Source organism: Nonlabens sp. (assembly GCF_018401815.1).
Taxonomy (GTDB): Bacteria; Bacteroidota; Bacteroidia; order Flavobacteriales; family Flavobacteriaceae; genus Nonlabens.
Genome location: NZ_JAGYKG010000020.1, coordinates 1 through 2074 on the forward strand (window position 1 = coordinate 1; position 2074 = coordinate 2074).

Below are 2074 nucleotides of genomic sequence, written 5' to 3' on the forward strand. Positions count from 1 at the left end.
TTCGGAACAGAGGGAGTTTATAATTTGGTAAGGCAAAAAGTGATGCATCCCGTTAGACCAATACTTTCTGACAAGAAATCTATCACTCAAATTGATGAATTATTAAATGACTATATTGAAATCAAAAACATAGCGGAAAGCACTATACAGAACAATATGTAGGCTTGATTTGTGAGTCTTAAAATTATAATCATTTAGTTGTGATAAGAAAATTGTAAAATTTTATCACATCCAACCTGTTATGTATAGAGAATTCATTTTTTATACATAATAAAATATAATTGTTTTTCATAAAAACACCTTAAATAAAGTGTTTTTCATAAACCGTAAGTGTTTTTCATTATCTTTGGGTAATCATAAATCACAAAATAAAATGGATAATAAGTGTTTTTCACAAAGATTAAGTGTTTTTCACGGCATTAAAATGCCGGAAGAAGGATACTTGGTCGGTTATGCGGTTTTAATCGATTATTTTTCATTGGAAGTCCCTACACCTGATTATTTAACTTTAATAAGTTTAAAGAATAGAAAATATAAAACGGAGGAAATTCAGGTATTAACACCACGTTATCAACCCAAGGAGACATTATATCATCAATTGGTATTTGCATTAAAATATGAGGGCATTCACGTATTGTTTTTTAAAAAACTATTTGAAAAACTACCCCAAGAAGATATTATCGCTTTAGTTCAAGAAGAACCGCAAGGCCAATACAGTAGAAGAATATGGTTTTTGTATGAATGGTTGATGAAAACAACTTTACCTATACCTGATTTGGATACCGGCAATTTTATCATGCTCATTGATGATAAACTACAATATACAATACCTGAATCCGAGAACTCAAAGAGACATCGTGTAAAGAACAATTGTCCGGGAACTTCAGAGTTCTGTCCTTTAATAAGACGAACAAAAAAATTAGATACTTACCTTGCTCTCAACCCACAAGATACTATTGAGGGAAATGTAAAAGGGATTCATAAAGATATTTTATTACGAACATCATCATTTTTACTATTGAAAGACTCAAAAGCATCCTTTAACATAGAGGGGGAGACGCCTACACAAAGTAGGGCTATTAGGTGGGGTAAGGCAATTGGACAGGCAGGTAGAGAGACTTTAAGTAAGGTAGAATTAGAGCGATTACAGCATATTGTTATTGGTAATAGTAAATTCACTAAAATGGGTTATCGTTTAGAAGGCGGTTTTGTTGGAGAACACGACCGAATAAACGGAACACCTATCCCTGAACACATCTCTGCAAAACATCAAGATATTGAAAAGTTAATGGAGGGGTTATTGTATACCTCTAATAAAATGATAACTTCTAATTATCATCCTGTTTTAACTGCTACAAGTATTGCTTTTGGCTTTGTATTTATTCACCCTTTTGAAGATGGAAATGGAAGATTACACAGATATTTAATACATCATTTACTCGCCGTGATGAAATTTACACCACAAGGTATAATTTTTCCAATTTCAGCCTCTATTTTAGAACGTATTAATGATTACAGAAAAGTTTTAGAACATTATTCTCATCCTTTACTTAATTTTATTGAATGGGAAAAAACTAAGGACAATAATGTAAAAGTTGGCAATGACACTATCGATTTTTATCGCTATTTTGAAGCTACAAAACAAGCAGAGTTTTTGTCTGAATGTATTGACGATACTATTAATAGAATTATTCCTGATGAAGTTGATTACCTACAAAAATATGATGAAATGAAGGCATGGTTAGATGACCATTATCAAATGCCAGATAAGAAGGTCGCACTTTTAATCCGTTTTTTAGAGCAAAATAATGGTCTTATTTCAAATAGAGCAAAAGAAAAAGAATTTGTTGAACTTACAAATGAAGATATACAATCCATAGAAGACAACTATAGACTTTGTTTTAATTAAATCAATATTATTAGTATTATTTGTTGTTGTCAATTATAAAGGGGAAATTAGTCTAATTCTTGTTGGTCTCTTGGCTATAATAATTGCAATGTTATTTGGGTTGGTGTTTTTAAATTTAGTTATAAAAATACGAAAGCAAATAAATGAGAAACAAAGAGAAATTTT

General features: G+C 30.7%; 1 protein-coding gene. It reads left to right on the forward strand.

The window, feature by feature from the left end; translation table 11 throughout:
- Positions 1-373 precede the first annotated feature (373 nt).
- Positions 374-1909, forward strand: coding sequence for a Fic family protein (locus KG732_RS12925; protein ID WP_213524439.1), 1536 nt, complete (start codon positions 374-376; stop codon positions 1907-1909).
- The last annotated feature ends 165 nt before the right edge of the window (positions 1910-2074 follow it).